Here is an 18321-nt window from a genome sequence, read left to right on the forward strand (position 1 = left end):
CAATCCCCCCTGCGGATTTCCGCAGGGCCTATTCCAGTAGCTTGGATTTCTCCAAACCAAGCTTCACGATCTTTTCGTTCAACGTCCGCCGGCCAATGCCCAAGGCTTCGGCGACCGCATCCATCCGGCCTTCATGTGTCGAGATGGCTTGCGAAATCAGGGTTTTTTCGAACCGGGCCACCGCTTCGCGCAGGGTTGCGGGCACGTCGTCGATCAGATCGTCGGTGCGCAACGCTTCGGCAACCGACCCCGCACCGCGCCGCGCGGCAAGCACACGGCGTTCGGCGACATGACGCAGTTCGCGCACATTGCCCGGCCAGTCATGGGCCAGCAACGCCGCTGCATCTTCGGCGGTCATCTCAACCGGCGCGATTTCGTAGGTTTCGCACAGCTGCGCGACAAAGTTTTCGAACAGCATTACGATGTCTTCCCCACGATCCACCAGACGCGGCAGGTGCAATTCGAAGGTATTGAGGCGGAACAGGAAATCGGATCGGAATGTCCCGGCATCAACCAGATCCTGCAGGTCTTCGTTGGTGGCCGCCACGATCCGCACATTGGTCTGGAAGGTCTCGTCTGATCCAACTGGCTGAACAACCCCGGTTTCAATCGCCCGCAGGAGCTTGGTCTGCACTTCGGGTGGACAGGCCCCCACCTCATCCAGAAAAAGCGTACCCTGATCGGCCTTTCGGAAGCTGCCCAACAGGCCATCGGTTTTGCCGAACACCTGTTCCTCAACCTTGTCCGGGGCCAGCAGCGCACAGTTGACGGCGACAAACTCCTTGTCCCGCCGGTGCCCCAGACGGTGCAGCGCATGTGCCACCAGTTCCTTGCCGGTGCCCGTCTCTCCCTTGATCAGGACGGTGCCTTCCGCCATCGCCAGATCAACCGCTTGCGCCCTTAACTCGACAACCCGCGCGTTGTTGCCAAGCAGAACGCGGTCCAGTCCGGACAGTGACACGAGTTGTTCGCGCATCCGCTTGGTCATGTCGGACAACCGGTGTTTTTCACCTGCATGGCGCATCACCGTCAGCAATCGGCGCGGCTCAAACGGTTTTTCGAGAAAGGTGTAGGCCCCCTTCTGGATCGCCTCGACCGCCATCGGAATATCGCCATGGGCCGAGATCAGAACCAAAGGCGGCGCCGGGCGGGCCATCATTTCATCCAGCAGTTCAAGACCGGACATGCCCGGCATGCGCACATCCGACAACACAACATCCGGCGCGGTGACGTCCAGCTTCGCCAAGGCCTGCGCTGCAGATCCAACTGCATCAATGCTCCACCCGGATCGTTCAAGCAGAACGGTCAGGGACTGCCGCATCTCGCGGTCATCATCGACAATCAATGCACGGAACTGTTCAGACATCCTGCCCCTCTATCGCTGGCAGGGAGATCACAAACCGCGCCCCGCCACCGGCGATGTTTTCGGCATGCAGAAGTCCCCCCATTTCGTCAATGATCTGTCCGGAAATGGCCAGACCCAGCCCCATCCCCTGCCCCGAGGGTTTGGTGCTGAAGAACGGTTCTCGCAGATCGGTGATCTGCAGATCGCCCAGCCCGTGACCGGTATCGGACACTGTCACGATCACCTGATCATCGCGTTGCGACACCTGCAGCGTCACCACCCCCGGATCAGCGTCCAGCGTCGATTCGATCGCGTTGCGCAGAAGGTTGACGATGACCTGTTCGAACCGTTCCGGCCGACCTCGGACATGGCCCAGATCACGATCCACGTGCACACGCAGATCGACACCCGCATCCACCGCCGTGTGACGCACCAACTGCACCGCAGCGTCCACCGTGGCGTGCACCGGAAACGTGGTATCCGCCGACGCTGTCGTACGCCCGAAGAGGCGCAGTTGGTCAAGGATGCGCTGCATCCTGTCCACCAGCCCGGACAATTGCGGCCAAAGCCCGTTGGGCTGTGCACCGGTGGCGATTTCCTCGGCTGCGAGATAGTTTTTCATCGCGGAAATCGGTTGGCCAAGCTCATGGGTGATGGACGCGGAAAGCTGGCCCAATGCCGCCAGCTGATCCTTGCGCGCCAATTCGCTGCGGGCCGATTCCAGCTTCTTCTCGGCAATCCGACGCTCTTCAATCTCGCGGGTCAGTCTTTGCCGATCCGCGTTGGAGATCGTCAGCGCATGACGCAACTGTGCCGCGCGATAAATCGCGGCGGCCACGGTCAGGACAAGCAGGCTCATCACGCCACCCGCCACGTATAAAAGCGCTTGTCGGCGGCTCTCGCTTACCTCGGACAACAGGTGCAGCGACCACTCTTCCTGCTCCAGATAGGCCTTGGTCCAGACATACGCCGTTCCATCCAGACGCGCGCGGCGGTCGCCCTCTGGTTCCCAATCAAGAGGGAACAGCGTTTTCGATCCGAACTGCTGCTGCTCTTCCAGCGTGCGTCTTTCCGCATCGGACAGCGGCGACAGATATCCGTAAATCAGGGACGGGTCGGAACTTGCCAGCACCACGCCCTGTTCGTCGGCCACCAGCACAAGCTCTCCGTTTCCGGTCAGTGCGCGGCTCAGATCTTCAAATCCGATCTTGACCGTGACAACGCCGTGGATCGTCCCTTCCGCATCTTTGACCGGTTCTGCGATAAAGTACCCCGGTCGACCGGTGGTCACGCCCACGGCGTAGAACCGACCAGACGCACCGCTGACCGCGTCGGTGAAATAGGGTCGGAACGTATAATAGTTTCCGACAAGGCTATCGGCGTCCCGGTAATTCGACGACGCAACCGTCTTGCCCTGCAGGTCGAGCACATAGACAAACTCTGCCCCGGCGCGTTGGGCGATATCTGCCAGGATCGGGTTCAATTCGGCGCTGTTGCCGGTGACCAGCGACGCCAGCGTCGTTTCGTCAATCGACAGCACATAAGGAAGGTGTTCCAGCCGGGTCAGAGCGTCGTCAATCGACGATGCGAAGAACTGCGCGCGTTCGGGTGTTTGCGCGGCTTCTGATCGCAGGAAGAAGGCCGCCAGAACCAGATAGCTTGCCACGGCAAAGACCGAGAGCCCGACAATCGCCGCAAGAATATAGGCCCCCCGTCGATGAGACGGATCCATGACAATGCTCTTTGGTCGGGGCAATGTGTCGGTCATCCTTCGGTCTATACCGAAGTTTTCCCGGCTGTGTCAGCGTTCAATACGCGCGCCATCGACCGAGGACGGGCGTGAGGCTGTTAGAACAGAACGGACGGCAGCCACGTTGCCAGCGATGGTACGAACCAGATCAGGCAAACGCCGACGATCTGAAGCCCGATGAACGGAATGACACCTGCATAGATTTGCCCGGTGCTGACCTCTTTCGGGGCAGCCCCGCGCAGGTAGAACAGGGAAAACCCGAACGGGGGAGTCAGGAACGAGGTCTGCAGGTTGATGGCAATCAGGATGCCCAACCAGATCGGATCATGCCCCAGCAGGATCAGGCTTGGCGTGACCAGCGGAAGGACGATGACCGAGATCTCCACGAAGTCGAGGAAGAACCCGAGCACAAATATCACCACCATGGAGAACACCAGCGCCCCGGTCGCGCCGCCCGGCATCTCGGACAGGATACCTGCAACCCGTTCTTCGCCCCCGAGCCCGATGAACACGAGGCTGAAAAACCCCGCCGCGATGATCGTGGCAAAGATCATCGCGGTCATGGTCATGGTCGATTCAATCGCCTGATGCGCGATCTTGGCCCGAAAGGACGCGCGCAGGGCCGCCAGAACGGCAAGCCCCCCCAGAATGGCAAGACCAGTATACAGCACGCCCAAACCGATTTCAGTGGAAGTCAGATCGTTGCGTTGCAAGCGGACGGGAATGACCCCTGCGAGGATGGCCAAGGCAATCAGCGCCATCGCCCCCGACAAGATGATGCGCGGTCCCGCGCCATAGCGGTACCCTGTCATCAACAGCGCGCCAACCGCACCCACCGATGCCGCTTCAGTCGGTGTGGCGACGCCGCCCAGAATGGCACCGAGCACGGCAAAGATCAGCAGAACCGGCGGCATCACCGCGCCGACAACTTCGCGCCAATCCGGCTTGACAAGATCGGGCGGTGCAGGGGGCATGTCCTGCGGTCGCAGCCAGCCGCGCACAAGGATGTAGAGAAGGTACAGACAGACAAGCACCAAGCCCGGGATCATCGCCGCCGCGAAGAACTGACCGACAGACAAGGCCTGAACCGAGAATTTGCCCTGCTCGTATTGCGCCTGTTGAAAGGCGTTGGACATGACGTCGGCAAGGATAATCAGCAGCGTCGAGGGCGGAATGATCTGTCCCAGCGTTCCGGCGGTGCAAACGATGCCCGATGCTACGCGCGCGTCATACCCGACCCGCAACATTGTCGGGAGCGCGATCATCCCCATTGCAACAACGGTCGCACCGACGATCCCGGTTGAGGCCGCCAGCAACGTGCCAACCAGCACCACCGCAATGCCAAGCCCGCCGCGCAGCTGGCCAAAAAGCCGGCCCATCTTGTCCAGAAGCTCTTCCGCGATCCGGCTTTTTTCCAGCAGCGCACCCATCAGGACAAACAGCGGAATGGCAATCAGAACCTGATTGGTCAGAACGCCGAACACCCGTTGCCCCAATGCGCCCAGCAGCGTGATGTCCATCTTGCCCAGCGACCAGCCCAGATAGGCAAAGATCACCGCCACACCTGCAATGCTGAACGCCACAGGAAAGCCCAGAAGGATCGCGCACATCAAGGCGACGAACATGATCAGGTCAAGATATTCAAGCATCAGGGGTTTGCCTGCTCAGAAGCCGGATGAGCCCTGCCAGCGATTGCAAGAGCACCAGCACGCAAAACGCCGGGATCAGCGATTTCAACAGGAAAACAGCTTCGATCCCGCCAACAGAGAGCGGCCCTTCAAGGATGCGCCACGAATTGCGCACCGATGGCCACGACCAATAGAGAAGCGCCAGCATGGATGGGATCAGAAAGAACAGATGTCCGAATATGTCGATGCGTCGCCGGACAGTGTCCGACGCCTTGGCATAAAAAACATCGACGCGCACATGCTTGTCGACAAGCAGGGTGTATCCCCCTGCCAGCATGAACAGCGCCGCATGCATGTAAAGCACGCTTTCCTGGGCCGCGATCGAATTTACGCCAAACGCATACCGCCCGACAACGATGCAGACCTGCACAAGCATCATTGCAATTGCAAGCCACCGGACGACATGCGCCACACCCGTGTTCAATCTGTCCAGCGCATCGGCCAGCCTGTCCATGATCCGCCCCAAGTCAGAGACTGAAAAAGGCGCGGACCCTGCCCGCGCCTTTGTTGGTGTTTAGTACCCCATGACCGCGGCACGCGCGTTCATCTGGCCGTTATCGGCAAAGACCATGTAGGGGCCAACCGAGTCGCGGTAGCTGACAAAGCTCTCAGTGATCCGCGCGACCAGTTCATCGTCGTCCTGGCGCAGTTCGTCGATCACTTCGGCGGCGGCGTTGCCGGAGGCCGTGATAACATCCTCGGGGAACATCTTGACCTGCACACCCTGTTCGGCCTGAAGCGCCCGGAGGGCTTGTGCGTGCTTGGTTGTGTATTCGGTCCAAACCTGTGTGTAGAGGCTGTCACAGGCTGTCTGAACAACGGCTTTCAGGTCATCCGGCAGCGCGTTGAACGCTTCGGCATTGACGCCGCATTCCTCGGCAGAGGACGGCTCGCCCACACCCGGCCAGTAGTAGTTCTTCGCAACCTGGTAGTAGCCCAGCGCGCTGTCTGTCCACGGGCCGATAAATTCACCTGCATCCAGGGCACCGGTCTGCAACGCCTGGAACATCGCCGGACCGCTCATGGCTTCGGCCGCCATCCCCAGCTTGGTCGCCATTTCAGAGGCCAGCCCGGTTGTGCGGAATTTCATACCCTTGAGGTCTTCGGCAGAGGCGATCTCGTTGCGGAACCAACCGCCCCATTGCGGGCCAGAGTTGCCACACAGGAAAGGCTTGATGCCAAAACGGCCGTACATCTCGTCGTAAAGCGCCTGACCACCGCCATGCAGCATCCAGCCGAACTGTTCATCCGCGCGCAGGCCAAATGGCTGTGAGCCGAACAGGAGGATCCCCTTGGATTTCGACCCCCAATAGGCTGGAACCGCGTGGTAGAGTTCTGCCGTGCCTTCGCTGACGGCGTCGAACACGCCACGACCGGGAACAAGTTCCCCCGCAGGGAACAGGCGAACGTCAATGCGCCCCCCCGACAGGGTTGTGATCCGGTCGGCCAGCATCTGCGCGGCAACGCCCGGCCCAGGCAGGTTCTTGGGCCATGCGGTGACCATCTTCCACTGGCGGATATCCTGCGCGATGGCAGGGCTTGCCAAAGCTGTTGCGGCGGTGCCAATCGCGCCAGCCTTCAAAAATGTCCGTCTTTCCATGCGTCTCTCCTCCGCTGACGTGATGCAGCGACGAGTCAAGTCGCCGTTTGCACCACTTAAAATCCGTATCTAATGTTATTATGTATACACATATTGGAGTCAATCGGCTCTGTGCCGTCGCCTTCAGGCCAGAAGCCCCCGCGCGATAATGGTGCGCTGAATTTCCGAAGATCCCTCGTAAATCCGGAAAATCCGCAGATCGCGCAAATAGCGTTCAAGCGGGAAGTCACGTGTGTAGCCATAGCCACCGTGGATCTGCAACGCCCGGTCCGCAATGCGCCACGCCGCTTCACTGGCATAGAGTTTCGCGTAGGCAGATTCGCTGGAATACCGAACGCCGGTTCCGCGCAGTACAGCCGCCTGCATCGCAAGCGCGCGCGCGGCGGCCAGTTCTGTTGCGCAGTCGGCCAGCATCCACTGCAATCCCTGGAATTCCGAAATCGCGTGCCCGCTGACCTGTCGCTCCTTGGCATAGGAAATCGCAGCTTTCAGGGCCGCATCAGCGATCCCCGTCGCCTGCGCCGCCACTTCGATCCGCCCATTGTCGAGCACCTTCATCGCGGTGCGGAACCCGGTATTTTCCGCGCCCACGCGATTGCCCTCGGGCACCCAGCAATCGAAACTGATGCCGAACACATGTCCGCCCTTCAGCCCCATGGTCCGTTCATTCGGCGCGATGGACACGCCTTCGGTCGATTTCGGCTCAACCACAAAGGCGCTGACACCCCGCGCGCCCGCGTCCGGATCGGTCTTGGCATAGACGACGATGAAATCCGCCGCCCCCGCATTCGAGATAAAGCACTTGGACCCTTTGATCCGGTATCCTTCGCCCTCGCGCCGCGCCACTGTGCGCATATCTGCCGGGTTTGATCCCGCCTGCGGTTCGGTCAGGGCAAACGCACCCAGCGTCCGACCCGCCGCCGCATCCGGCAAAAATCGGTCCTGCAAGGTTGCGTCTGCACCCAGCAGAAGGGAATCCGTGGCCAGAAAATGCGCGGTCAGCATCGACGCAGTTGATCCACAGGCCCCGGCAATCGCCTCTACAGCGGCATAAAGCGCCGGTCCTGACAGCCCCAGACCCCCGTGCTCTTCCGGCAGGTTCATCCCCAGCAGGCCAAGATCGGCCATCGCCGGTAAGTGACACGTCGCAAATTGCGCCTCTTCATCCAGTTGCGCCGCCTTCGGGGCAAGAACGTCACCAGAGAACCGCGCGACCTGGTCGATCATGGCGCGTTCATCATCGGTCATTGGATAGGTGTTCATTTCAATGCGTCCTTGCTGATTGTTCCAAGAATATCCGGCCCATCCGCGTTCAGGGCCGGGGCCGGGGCGCGGTTGCCTCGGGGCACGCCGCTAAAATGCACAGGTTGTTCGGGCGTCGTCAGCGCCCCAAGCACCGGATGATAAACGTCCGAAGCCAGTACGCGCGCCGACGCCTGCGGCGAGGTCCAGGCCTGTGCAACCGATTGGATCGTCGATGCCGGAATACCGGCATCCAGCAGGGCCGCCACTACGGCATCAACCGGTTTGGTCTCGGCCCATCCCTCGATCACTTCGGCCAGCGCAGGTTCATTGACACGGCGCAGCGCGTCGGTGGCGAACCGTGGGTCTTGGACCAATGCGGGCGCGTCGATGACAGTGCAGAACGTGGCAAACAGCCTGTCGTTCAGAACCGCTACGGCAAAATGTCCACCCTGCGCGGCATAGGTGCCAAACGGGGCCGACAGGGGGTGCCGATTGCCCGTCCGCACCGGCGATTCATCCGCCATCAACGTGCGACAGGCCAGGATCGGCATCATCGACACAAGACTGTCGAACAGCGCGACATCGACGTGACGCCCAAGACCCGTGCGGCTGCGTTCGAACAGCGCAACCATCGTGCCCCAGGCCGCGAACACGCCGCCTGCGACATCACCGATGGCTTCGCCCACCATGGTCGGCGCGCCGTCCGGCGCACCGGTGGCATCCATCAGACCGCTCATCGCCTGCACGATGATGTCATAGGCAGGTTGGCGTGTGTTGGGACCGGTTTGACCAAAACCCGACACCGACACGTAAACCAGCTTGGGAAACTCAGCATGCAGAGCGTCGAACCCAAGGCCAAGCTTGTCCATCACACCCGGGCGGAAGTTTTCGATAATGACATCGCAATCGACCAGCAGCGCCTTGACCGTCGCAATCGCATCCGGCGATTTGAGGTCCAGCGCGATCGACCGTTTGCCGCGATTGACCGCTTGAAACAACAGGCTTTCCCCATCTTTGAACGGACCGATATGGCGATAATCATCGCCGTGCTGCGCTTCGACCTTGATCACCTCGGCCCCAAGATCGGCCATCATCGCGGTACAATAGGGTCCGGCCAGGACACGGGTGAAATCCAGCACACGCACACCGGACAGCGGCTTGTCTGAAACGGGCGAGGGATCTGCGGGCATGGTGTTCTCCTGACTCTTTCATTGGATCGTACGCACGCGCCCGCTATTGGTGGAAATATAGGTTTCTCATAAGGCAATAAATGCAATCTATACCCGTCACCTTGCGCCAGATTGATTACGTGATCGCCACGGCAGAAACCGGCGGCACAGCGGCGGCGGCGCGGGCGCTGAATGTGTCACAGCCATCTGTGTCGCTGGCCATTGCCAAGGTGGAAGCCCATTTCGGGCGCGCCTTGTTTATCCGCAGCAGCGGTCAGGGCATGACACCCACCCCGTTCGGCCTGCGCAAACTGGCGGCCTTGCGAAGCCTGCGCATCCAGGCGCAGTCCGCGCTCAGCGCAGAGAGCGTCGACACCGAGCCGGTGAAACTGGGCGTGTTTTCCACGCTTGGTCCACGCTACGCCCCGGCCTTGATCCGGACCTTCAAAGACATCGCGCCGCAGAGCCGTGTAGATCTGGTCGAAGGCGATCTGGAGCAGCTGACCAATTGGCTACAGACCGGCCGCATCGATCTGGCACTGATCTACGATTTCGGTGTGCCCACATCGTTGGAGATCGTGCCATTGGCGGATGTGCGCCCTTACGGTCTGGTTTGCGCAGACCACCGGTTGGCACAGCACGGTGCGGTCGATCTGGGGGATTTGCTGGACGACCCGCTGATCCTGATGAACCTGCCCCATAGCCGCGAATATTTCCTGTCTCTGGCCCAGATGAACGGGGTCCGGCCCCGGATCGAATACGAGACCGGATCAATCGAAATGCTACGCGCGATGGTCGCCAATCGGATGGGCGTTGGCCTGCTGGCGACCGACATCGCACAATCAACCGCATGCGATGGGCAACCTGTGGTCCGGCTGGACCTGAACGGCCCTCTGGCCCCGCATCGCATCGCCTTGGCACAAATTGCGCAGGCCCATGGCGGTCCGTTGGTCGCGCGCTTTCGGGACCATGTTGTGCAGTGGTTCAGATAAACACACGCGGGTGGTGACTTGCGGCGTGCAACGGGACGCACCATTGGTCTAGATTTATAGGTTTTATGTCTATATCTTTGTGACTGATCCAGAGCGGGTGGCGATACCAAACGTTTGGTCCAGATTGTGGGGCGCGTCATGTCGACAACATATCGCGAAGTCAAAGCCGACATTCTTCGCCAGATCACCCAGGGCGAGCTGGCCCCCGGCAGCATCCTTCCCAACGAGGTGGACCTTGCCGCAAGCTATGGATGTGCCCGGGCCACGGTGAACCGCGCGATGCGGGAACTCGCCGATGACGGCTTGATTGAACGCCGTCGCAAAGCCGGAAGCCGTGTGCGGCGCAACCCTTTGCGGCAGGCCAAGTTCAACATCCCGCTGGTTCAACAGGAAGTCGAGGAACAGGGATCGGTCTACCGCTACGCTCTTGTCAGCCGGGATATTGCCCCGGCCAGTGACAGATTGCGGGCGCGGCTTGGGCTTCAATCATCTGACCGGCTGCTGCACCTGATCTGCATGCATTATGCCGACGATGCACCGTACCAATACGAAAATCGCTGGATCAACCTTGCCGCGACGCCGGATGCCGAGACGTTCGATTTTTCGCAGACCGGGCCCAACGAATGGCTCGTCAAGCAGGTGCCCTTCACCGATGTCCAGATCAGCTTTCGCGCCATTCAGGCCGATGCGGTCTACGCCGAACATCTGGACTGCGCGCGAGGCGATGCGCTGTTTCAGGTTGAACGCACCACGCGACAGGATGATGAACCTGTCACGTTTGTTCAGCTGACCTACCGGCAGGGGCATCGGCTGACCACGCGCTACTGATGCACGCGACCTGACGGGCGATTACAAGGCATCCCTCAGCGCATCGATCGTCTGCTTATACGCCGCCACGATCTCGTCACGCGCGACATGACGCCCCCCTGTCACCTTGTGGCGGCCCGCAGACCAGACGTCGCGCACCAGAGTGTCATCGCCCGCGAAGACCCACGCATCGAGCGCGGTATCGCCCGTGCGGCCCCACATATGCTCTGATGCGGTATCAAGTGACAGAAGATCCGCCCAAGCCCCAACTTCGATCCGGCCGGAGTAGCGCGCGGCGGCCTGTGCGCCACCCGCAAGCATGCCGTCAAACACGCGCCGGCCGGTCGATTTTTCCGGCGTTGCCAAGGCTGCCCGCGTCCCGTCGCGCAGGCGTTGGGAATAGTCCAGCGTCCGCAATTCCTCGCTCAGCGCGATGCGGATGTTGCTGTCAGACCCGATGGCAAACGCACCGCCATGATCCAGCCAGCGCACCGCGTCGAAGATCCCGTCGCCAAGGCTGCTTTCAGTGATCGGGCACAGCCCGGCAACTGCGCCGCTGCGCGCGAGGGCGATGGTTTCATCCGGGATCATCTGGGTGCAGTGGATCAGGCACCAACGATCATCCAACCCCATATTGCCCAGCGCCCATTCCACAGGCCGCGCGCCCCAGTGTTCCTGCACTTCGTCAACCTCGGCCCGCTGTTCCGCCAGATGCATGTGGATCGGGCCATCGGCAAACGTGGTCGCGTATGACTTCAGATCATCCTGCCCCACCGCCCGCAGGGAATGCGGCGCAACGCCGAGGGCTGCGTCTGCACGGCTGGTTTTGATCGCATTCGCGGCACCGGCATGCAGACGCTGAAAACTCTCAAGCGTATTTCCAAAGCGGATTTGTCCTGGCCCCAACCCGCGCCGGTCGCAGCCGCCGAATTGGTAATGCACTGGCAACAGGCACAGCCCCATTCCGGAGTGATCGGATGCAGCGACAACACGCTCGGACGTCTCTGCAATCGCATCATAATGCACGCCGCCCGGCTGGTGATGCAGGTAATGGAACTCGACCGACGCACCGTACCCGGCTTCGAGCATCTCCATCTGCACAAAAGCGGTGATCGCTTCGATATGATCGGGGGTCAGACGGTCAAGAAAGCGGAACATCAACTGGCGCCAGGTCCAGAAACTATCGCTGGGATCAGGGCCGCGCTGTTCGGTCAGACCGGCCATTGCGCGCTGAAACGCATGGGAATGCACGTTGACGGGGGCAGGCAACAGCATCGGCACTTGCGTGCCCGCCTTGGGCGCACCGGCCTCCACCGCGCTGATCCGGCCCGTGGCATCAATGTCGATCCGCACGTTTTCCGCCCAACCTGACGGCAACAACGCCGTCTCCGCCCAGATCGTTTGCATGGTCTACTCCGCTTGACATGTTATTATGTATGCACATAACAACATTAAGTACGTTTCTTTGCAAGTGAGTCGGACCCATGCTCTTAACAAACGCCCGGATCGTGACCCTGGAAGACGACAAGAGCTACGGCATGATCGACGCCGGTGCGATTGCACTGGATGGACAGAAGATTGCATGGGTTGGATCGGCCAAGGACATCCCCGACACCTATCGCACCGAACCGGTGCACGATCTTGCAGGCCGCCTCGTAACCCCGGCGCTGATCGACTGTCACACCCATGTTGTGTTTGGCGGCAATCGCGCGACGGAGTTCGAACTGCGTTTGAACGGCGCATCCTATGAAGAGGTCGCCCGTGCCGGGGGCGGGATCGTTTCGACCGTCAAAGCCACGCGCGCCGCCGCTGAGGACGCTCTACTGCAAGACGCGCTCACCCGCGTTGATGCGCTGATCGCCGAAGGTGTCACCCTGATCGAAGTGAAATCCGGCTACGGCTTGGATCAGGACACCGAACTGAAGATGCTGCGCGCCGCGCGCCAGATTGCGCAGGCGCGTCCTATCGATGTGCGCACCAGCTACTTGGGCGCGCATGCTGTACCACCAGAGTATCAAGACCGTCCCGACGCATATATCGACGATGTCTGTATCCCAACCCTGCGCGCGGCGCATGCGGAGGGCTTGGTCGATGCCGTGGACGGGTTCTGCGAAGGGATTGCCTTTGACACCGCCCAGATAAAACGTGTCTTTGACGTCGCAGTAGATCTGGACCTTCCCGTCAAACTGCATGCTGAACAACTGTCCAATATCGGCGGCACACAATTGGCGGCACAGTATAAGGCGCTCAGCGCGGATCACGTGGAATACGCCACCGACGCAGACGCCCGCGCATTGGCTGCATCCGGTACCGTCGCAACCGTCCTGCCCGGTGCGTTCTACACCCTGCGCGAAACCCAGGCCCCGCCCATCCAGTCGTTCCGCGACCATGGTGTCCCGATGGCGTTGGCCACGGACTGCAATCCCGGATCGTCACCGCTGACCTCGCCTTTGCTGACCATGAACATGGCCTGCACCCTGTTCCGCATGACACCGCTAGAAGCGCTCTTGGGCATGACCGCCCATGCCGCAAAAGCACTTGGGATGTCTGACCAGGGCCGCATCACCACAGGTGCGCGCGCCGATCTGTGTGTCTGGGACGCGGATCACCCCGCAGAGCTGGCCTATCGCATCGGGTTCAATCCACTTCACAAACGCATCTTCGGGGGCGCGCTATGATCATCACACTCACCCCCGGCGCGGCGACACTGGCGCAGTTGCACGACATCTGGGCGCATGAACAGGCGGTCGTTCTCGATCCGGCTTTCCATGATGGGATCAAGGCGGCCCATGCACTGGTCGCCACCGCCGCCGCTGGCGAAGAGGCGGTTTACGGCGTCAACACAGGGTTCGGCAAACTTGCCAGCGTCAAGATTGCGGCCAAGGATGTTGCAACCCTGCAGCGCAACCTGATCCTGTCGCATTGCTGCGGCGTCGGAGACGCGCTGGACGTCGCCACCACGCGGTTGATGATGGTGCTCAAACTCCTGTCCCTTGGGCGTGGCGCGTCTGGCGTTGCCATGACAACGGTCGAGATCCTTCAGGACATGCTGGCCAAGGGTGTCACGCCCGTGATCCCCGCGCAGGGATCGGTCGGGGCGTCCGGCGATCTGGCCCCGCTGGCGCATATGGCGGCCACCATGATTGGCGAAGGCGAAGCGATGTACGAGGGCACCCGCATGTCCTCAGGCGCGGCGTTGTCCAAAGCTGGTATCACGCCGATCGTGCTTGGCCCGAAAGAAGGGCTGGCCCTGATCAATGGCACCCAGTTTTCAACCGCCTGCGCGTTGGTCGGCCTTTGGGGCGCTTGGCGCAACGCGGCGACCTCTGTTCTGACCTGCGCGCTGTCGACCGACGCGATCATGGGGTCCACCGCACCCCTGCAGGACGCCATTCACACGTTGCGCGGTCATGCCGGCCAGATCGCGGTTGCCCGGGCGCAGCGCGCGCTGATGGAAGGCTCTGAAATTCGCGAAAGCCACCGGGATGGCGACACACGGGTGCAGGACCCCTATTGCATCCGCTGCCAGCCACAGGTGACCGGGGCCGCCATGGACCTGATGCACTTTGCCGCCCGCACGCTTGAGATCGAGGCAAACGCCGTCACGGACAATCCGCTTGTGCTGGTCGACGATGGCCTGATCGTGTCAGGCGGCAACTTTCACGCCGAACCGGTCGGCTTTGCCGCAGATCAGATCGCCGTCGCGATTTCCGAGATCGGCGCAATCGCGCAGCGGCGCATTGCCTTGATGGTGGACCCGACATTGTCCTTTGACCTGCCGCCTTTCCTGACACCTGATCCCGGCCTGAATTCCGGTCTGATGATCGCCGAAGTCACCACCGCCGCGCTGATGAGCGAAAACAAGCATCTGGCCAATCCCTGCACCACCGACAGCACGCCGACCTCAGCCAATCAGGAAGACCATGTCAGCATGGCCGCCCATGCCGCGCGCCGTTTGCTGCGGATGAACAAGAACCTGAACGTGATCTTGGGGGTTGAGGCGATGTGCGGGGCGCAGGGTGTGGAATTCCGCGCGCCGCTGCAAACCAGTGCCGCGCTCAAATCCGCAATGGAAACACTGCGCGCCGCCGTGCCAACACTGGCCGAAGACCGCTACATGGCTCCCTGCATCGAGGCCGCAAGCGTCTTGGTGGCGGACGGAACCCTGGCCGGTTCTGTCGACCTGCCCGCCTTTGTGAAAGGGGACGCAACATGATCCCGGTTACCGTCACACACGGCACCAGCCCCATCGTTCTGGGCCTGCCCCATACCGGTACGTTCGTGCCAGATGAGATTGCAGCCAAGCTGAACGACAACGGCCGCAAACTGGCCGACACGGACTGGCATATCGACACGCTTTATGATGGCCTGCTGGCAGATGTTACAACCGTTCGGGCGAACTTCCATCGCTATGTCATCGACGCCAATCGTGACCCGGCGGGCGTCAGCCTCTATCCCGGTCAGAATACAACAACGCTTGTGCCGCTCACCGATTTTGACGGGCAGGACATCTGGGACACCCCGCCAACATCCGACGACATCGAACACCGCCGTCAGGCTTTTCACGCGCCCTATCATGCGGCGCTGAAGGCTGAACTGGACCGTGTTCGGGGGCTGCATGGCATTGCGATCCTGTATGATTGCCACTCGATCCGGTCGAATATCCCGTTCCTGTTCGACGGCACATTGCCCGATTTCAACATCGGAACCAATCAGGGCGCGACCTGCGACGCGCGGATCGAAGCCGCAACAACCGATATCTGCAAAGCCGCCGGCGGCTACACCGCGACCGTGAATGGCCGCTTCAAAGGCGGCTGGACCACGCGACACTACGGACAGCCGCAGGACAAGATGCACGCGATCCAGATGGAACTGGCCCAATCGACATACCTGACAGATGAAGCCGCGCCCTGGACCTATGACGGCACCAAGGCCGCAAAGCTAAGACCCCACCTGACTCAAATTCTGACCACATTGGCCGCACTGGCCCCGACCCTAGGAGGCACATCATGACCGACCCCCGTCACAACCAGCGCGACATCTTCCCGCCCACCGGCACCGAGATCACCGCGAAAAGCTGGCTGACAGAAGCGCCGATGCGCATGCTGATGAACAACCTGCACCCCGATGTCGCGGAAAACCCGCATGAACTGGTTGTGTATGGTGGTATCGGGCGTGCCGCGCGCACATGGGATGACTTTGACGCCATCGTCGCCGCGCTGAAAGACCTGGACGACACCCAAACCTTGCTGGTGCAGTCGGGCAAGCCGGTCGGTGTTTTCAACACCCACAAGGACGCCCCGCGCGTGTTGATCGCGAACTCCAACCTCGTGCCGCACTGGGCGACATGGGACCATTTCAACGAGCTCGATAAGAAAGGGCTTGCGATGTACGGCCAGATGACCGCCGGGTCGTGGATCTACATCGGCACGCAGGGCATCGTTCAAGGCACCTACGAGACTTTCATGGAAGCGGGCCGCCAGCATTATGACGGCAACCTTAAAGGCCGCTGGATCCTGACCGGCGGTCTGGGCGGCATGGGTGGCGCGCAGCCTTTGGCGGCCGTGATGGCCGGGGCGTGCTGTCTGGCCGTGGAATGCGACGAAAGCCGCGCCGATTTCCGTCTGCGCACGCGGTATGTCGACGAGAAAACCAACGATCTGGACGAAGCGCTGGCGATGATCGACCGCTGGACCAAGGCGGGCGAAGCGAAATCTGTCGCGCTGATCGGCAACGCCGCCGATGTCTTCCCGGAACTGGTCAAGCGCGGCGTGAAGCCCGATATCGTGACCGACCAAACCTCGGCACATGACCCGATCCATGGCTACCTGCCCCAAGGCTGGAACGTCGCCGAATGGCGCGCCAAGCAGGAAAGCGATCCGGCGGCTGTCGAAAAAGCGGCCCGCGCATCGATGAAAACGCAAGTGGCGGCGATGGTGGATTTCTGGAACCAGGGCGTGCCGACGCTGGATTACGGCAACAACATCCGGCAGGTCGCGCAGGAAGAAGGGTTAGAGAACGCCTTTGCCTTCCCGGGTTTTGTGCCTGCCTATATCCGTCCGCTGTTCTGCCGGGGCATCGGCCCGTTCCGTTGGTGTGCGCTGTCCGGTGATCCGGAAGACATCTACAAGACCGACGCCAAGGTCAAAGAACTGATCGACGATCCGCATCTGCACAACTGGCTGGACATGGCCCGCGAGCGGATTTCGTTCCAGGGTCTGCCCGCGCGCATCTGCTGGGTGGGTCTGGGCCTGCGCCACAAGCTGGGGCTGGCGTTCAACGAAATGGTGCGCACCGGCGAACTCAACGCCCCTGTTGTGATCGGGCGCGATCACCTCGACAGTGGGTCAGTCGCCTCGCCCAACCGCGAAACCGAGGCGATGAAGGACGGCTCTGACGCCGTGTCCGACTGGCCGCTGCTGAACGCGATGCTGAACGTCGCAGGCGGTGCAACCTGGGTGTCTCTGCACCATGGCGGCGGCGTTGGCATGGGCTTTTCCCAGCATTCGGGGATGGTCATCTGTTGCGATGGCACGGAAGATGCCGACCGGCGCATTGCCAACGTGCTTTGGAATGACCCCGCAACCGGTGTGATGCGACATGCCGATGCAGGATACCAGGAGGCACTGGACTGCGCACGCGAACAGGGGCTGAACTTGCCCGGAATCTTGGGAAAGTAATCACATGTTTCTGAAGAACGCATGGTACGTTGCCGCGTGGGATCACGAGATCACACGCGACCTTCAGCAGATCACCGTACTGGGGGAAAAGATCTGTGTGTTCCGATCCGAGGCGGGGGCACTGGTTGGCCTCGAAGACGCTTGCCCGCACCGCAAACTTCCCCTGTCCAAAGGGCGGATCAAGGGGGACACCGTGGAATGCGGCTATCACGGGCTGACGTTCAACTGCGTCGGCCAATGCGTCTGGGCACCGGGGTCGGGCAGCATTCCGTCCAACGCCAAGGTCCACGCCTATCCGTTGCACGAAAAATACGGGCTGGTCTGGATCTGGATGGGCAACCCGGCATTGGCCGATCCGAACGATATTTTCGAGATCGAAAACTATGACAATCCCGATTGGGGCATCAACCGTGGTGCCGCGATGGAACTGGACTGCAACTACCTGCTGATGTGCGACAACCTGCTGGACCCGACCCATGTGGCCTGGGTTCACCAAAGCAGCTTTGCCGCTGACGCGACCAAGGACACGCCGCTCCGGATCTCTAAAACGGATGACGGCGTGATCGTGCATCGCTGGATGATGGATCACGAACCTGCACCCTTCTACAAGAAGGTGGTGGAGTTCGAAGGCAATTGCGACCGCCTCCAGCATTACGAGGTCCGCTACCCCTCGCATGCGCTGATCCGGGCGATCTTCACTCCGGCTGGCACCGGGGGTCCGGATGGGCCGCTGCATGAAAAAACCTTTATCATGGACAGCTACAACTTCATGACACCGACGAATGAAGGGCAAACGCGGTACTACTGGTTCCAGTTGCGCAATATCCGCCCCGACGACGAAGCTTTGTCACAGATGATGAGTGAGGACGTCCAGCACGCGTTCGAAGAAGACCGCGCGGTGTTGAACGAGGTGCAGAAGGGTATGTCCAACAAGACCTCTCCTCATATCGACCTGCCGATTGATGGCGGTCAGTTGCGGTTCCGGCGACAGTTGCAGGCGATGATCAACGAGGAACAGGTGGTCGACCGGCAGATGGCTGAATAA

15 protein-coding genes are annotated in these 18321 nt (G+C 61.0%); 7 read left to right on the forward strand and 8 right to left on the reverse strand.

Annotation, left to right across the window (positions count from 1 at the left end; genetic code table 11):
* Window positions 1-28: 28 nt before the first annotated feature.
* The 7 genes from MWU54_RS16865 to MWU54_RS16895 all read right to left on the reverse strand — a co-directional run bounded on the left by MWU54_RS16865 (window position 29) and on the right by MWU54_RS16895 (window position 8818).
* Window positions 29-1366 carry a sigma-54 dependent transcriptional regulator gene (locus MWU54_RS16865; RefSeq protein ID WP_247086087.1) on the reverse strand — a complete coding sequence of 446 codons (1338 nt, stop codon included), beginning with the start codon at window positions 1364-1366 and terminating at the stop codon, window positions 29-31.
* Complete coding sequence (locus tag MWU54_RS16870) at window positions 1359-3113, reverse strand: ATP-binding protein (protein WP_247086089.1); 1755 nt, start codon at window positions 3111-3113, stop codon at window positions 1359-1361. Before MWU54_RS16870 ends, MWU54_RS16865 begins: the two co-directional genes overlap by 8 nt.
* A gap of 80 nt (window positions 3114-3193) precedes the next feature.
* Entirely contained in the window at window positions 3194-4744 is a 1551-nt protein-coding gene (locus MWU54_RS16875) for a TRAP transporter large permease subunit (RefSeq protein WP_247086092.1), read from the reverse strand.
* Window positions 4737-5237 carry a TRAP transporter small permease subunit gene (locus MWU54_RS16880; protein WP_247086094.1) on the reverse strand — a complete coding sequence of 167 codons (501 nt, stop codon included), beginning with the start codon at window positions 5235-5237 and terminating at the stop codon, window positions 4737-4739. The genes MWU54_RS16875 and MWU54_RS16880 overlap by 8 nt, the downstream gene beginning before the upstream one ends.
* Before the next feature lie 60 nt (window positions 5238-5297).
* Window positions 5298-6383 (reverse strand): TRAP transporter substrate-binding protein, encoded by a 1086-nt coding sequence (locus MWU54_RS16885; RefSeq protein WP_247086096.1) that lies wholly within the window; start codon window positions 6381-6383, stop codon window positions 5298-5300.
* Window positions 6384-6506: 123 nt separating this feature from the next.
* On the reverse strand, window positions 6507-7646 hold the full coding sequence (locus MWU54_RS16890) for an acyl-CoA dehydrogenase family protein (RefSeq protein WP_247086097.1): 1140 nt from the start codon (window positions 7644-7646) through the stop codon (window positions 6507-6509).
* Entirely contained in the window at window positions 7643-8818 is a 1176-nt protein-coding gene (locus tag MWU54_RS16895; RefSeq protein ID WP_247086099.1) for a CoA transferase, read from the reverse strand. The genes MWU54_RS16890 and MWU54_RS16895 overlap by 4 nt, the downstream gene beginning before the upstream one ends.
* Window positions 8819-8898: 80 nt before the next feature.
* Between MWU54_RS16895 and MWU54_RS16900 the strand changes: the two genes are divergently transcribed.
* A complete protein-coding gene (locus MWU54_RS16900) occupies window positions 8899-9789 on the forward strand; it encodes a LysR substrate-binding domain-containing protein (RefSeq protein WP_247086101.1) in 891 nt (296 codons plus the stop codon).
* 138 nt (window positions 9790-9927) lie between these two features.
* Complete coding sequence (locus MWU54_RS16905; RefSeq protein WP_247086103.1) at window positions 9928-10617, forward strand: GntR family transcriptional regulator; 690 nt, start codon at window positions 9928-9930, stop codon at window positions 10615-10617.
* A 21-nt stretch (window positions 10618-10638) separates the two neighbouring features.
* Here the strand turns inward: MWU54_RS16905 and MWU54_RS16910 are convergent, their stop codons facing one another.
* Complete coding sequence (locus tag MWU54_RS16910) at window positions 10639-12003, reverse strand: formimidoylglutamate deiminase (protein ID WP_247086105.1); 1365 nt, start codon at window positions 12001-12003, stop codon at window positions 10639-10641.
* A gap of 77 nt (window positions 12004-12080) precedes the next feature.
* Between MWU54_RS16910 and hutI the strand changes: the two genes are divergently transcribed.
* From hutI to MWU54_RS16935, 5 genes are read left to right on the forward strand one after another with little or no spacing between them, the layout of a single operon-like run.
* Entirely contained in the window at window positions 12081-13274 is a 1194-nt protein-coding gene (gene hutI, locus MWU54_RS16915; protein ID WP_247086107.1) for an imidazolonepropionase, read from the forward strand.
* Window positions 13271-14812: a histidine ammonia-lyase gene (hutH, locus tag MWU54_RS16920; protein ID WP_247086109.1), complete on the forward strand. Its 1542-nt coding sequence runs from the start codon at window positions 13271-13273 to the stop codon at window positions 14810-14812. The genes hutI and hutH overlap by 4 nt, the downstream gene beginning before the upstream one ends.
* On the forward strand, window positions 14809-15609 hold the full coding sequence (gene hutG, locus MWU54_RS16925; protein WP_247086111.1) for an N-formylglutamate deformylase: 801 nt from the start codon (window positions 14809-14811) through the stop codon (window positions 15607-15609). Before hutH ends, hutG begins: the two co-directional genes overlap by 4 nt.
* Window positions 15606-17276, forward strand: a complete 1671-nt coding sequence (gene hutU / locus MWU54_RS16930) for a urocanate hydratase (RefSeq protein WP_247086113.1) — start codon at window positions 15606-15608, stop codon at window positions 17274-17276. Before hutG ends, hutU begins: the two co-directional genes overlap by 4 nt.
* Window positions 17277-17280: 4 nt before the next feature.
* Window positions 17281-18321 carry an aromatic ring-hydroxylating dioxygenase subunit alpha gene (locus MWU54_RS16935; RefSeq protein WP_247086115.1) on the forward strand — a complete coding sequence of 347 codons (1041 nt, stop codon included), beginning with the start codon at window positions 17281-17283 and terminating at the stop codon, window positions 18319-18321.

The sequence above is a fragment of the Marivita sp. S6314 genome, from assembly GCF_023015985.1.
Classification (GTDB): Bacteria; Pseudomonadota; Alphaproteobacteria; order Rhodobacterales; family Rhodobacteraceae; genus Marivita.

Excerpts from the sequence above, each read along its gene's own strand:
- MWU54_RS16865 (WP_247086087.1), bottom strand. The coding sequence starts at position 1,366 with ATGTCTGAACAGTTCCGTGCATTGATTGTCGATGATGACCGCGAGATG.
- MWU54_RS16870 (WP_247086089.1), bottom strand. The coding sequence starts at position 3,113 with ATGACCGACACATTGCCCCGACCAAAGAGCATTGTCATGGATCCGTCT.
- MWU54_RS16875 (WP_247086092.1), bottom strand. The coding sequence starts at position 4,744 with ATGCTTGAATATCTTGACCTGATCATGTTCGTCGCCTTGATGTGCGCG.
- MWU54_RS16880 (WP_247086094.1), bottom strand. The coding sequence starts at position 5,237 with ATGGACAGGCTGGCCGATGCGCTGGACAGATTGAACACGGGTGTGGCG.
- MWU54_RS16885 (WP_247086096.1), bottom strand. The coding sequence starts at position 6,383 with ATGGAAAGACGGACATTTTTGAAGGCTGGCGCGATTGGCACCGCCGCA.
- MWU54_RS16890 (WP_247086097.1), bottom strand. The coding sequence starts at position 7,646 with ATGAACACCTATCCAATGACCGATGATGAACGCGCCATGATCGACCAG.
- MWU54_RS16895 (WP_247086099.1), bottom strand. The coding sequence starts at position 8,818 with ATGCCCGCAGATCCCTCGCCCGTTTCAGACAAGCCGCTGTCCGGTGTG.
- MWU54_RS16900 (WP_247086101.1), top strand. The coding sequence starts at position 8,899 with ATGCAATCTATACCCGTCACCTTGCGCCAGATTGATTACGTGATCGCC.
- MWU54_RS16905 (WP_247086103.1), top strand. The coding sequence starts at position 9,928 with ATGTCGACAACATATCGCGAAGTCAAAGCCGACATTCTTCGCCAGATC.
- MWU54_RS16910 (WP_247086105.1), bottom strand. The coding sequence starts at position 12,003 with ATGCAAACGATCTGGGCGGAGACGGCGTTGTTGCCGTCAGGTTGGGCG.
- hutI (WP_247086107.1), top strand. The coding sequence starts at position 12,081 with ATGCTCTTAACAAACGCCCGGATCGTGACCCTGGAAGACGACAAGAGC.
- hutH (WP_247086109.1), top strand. The coding sequence starts at position 13,271 with ATGATCATCACACTCACCCCCGGCGCGGCGACACTGGCGCAGTTGCAC.
- hutG (WP_247086111.1), top strand. The coding sequence starts at position 14,809 with ATGATCCCGGTTACCGTCACACACGGCACCAGCCCCATCGTTCTGGGC.
- hutU (WP_247086113.1), top strand. The coding sequence starts at position 15,606 with ATGACCGACCCCCGTCACAACCAGCGCGACATCTTCCCGCCCACCGGC.
- MWU54_RS16935 (WP_247086115.1), top strand. The coding sequence starts at position 17,281 with ATGTTTCTGAAGAACGCATGGTACGTTGCCGCGTGGGATCACGAGATC.